This is a genomic window from Undibacterium sp. TC9W (assembly GCF_049339865.1).
In the GTDB taxonomy this organism is placed as follows: domain Bacteria; phylum Pseudomonadota; class Gammaproteobacteria; order Burkholderiales; family Burkholderiaceae_D; genus Undibacterium.
In genome coordinates, this window is the sequence record NZ_JBMPPJ010000106.1 from 1 (window position 1) to 255 (window position 255).

Sequence of the window (255 nt, forward strand, 5' to 3'; positions counted from 1 at the left end):
GTTCGAGCAGCGCGCCTTCATGGTGTTCTGTGGCTTTGATACCAGAGTCAGCGATGAAGCGGAATGGGCTGCCTTCTTTCAAAGAAGCGGCACCGGCTTGGACAGAGGCTGCTTTCCAGAATTTGGAGCGGGCATCTGTGGCTTGACCGGACAGTTTGACCTGGTCAATGATTTTGGTGATGAGGATGTACCAGCTGCCCATGGACATGATGACCATGATGATGAGGGTGCCTTTGGCAACGAAGTCACCGGTTT

At 53.3% G+C, this 255-nt stretch carries 1 pseudogene; it reads right to left on the bottom strand.

Annotated elements, in window-relative coordinates:
• Positions 1–255: pseudogene (locus ACO0LN_RS30440) on the bottom strand (MotA/TolQ/ExbB proton channel family protein); the annotation flags it as partial.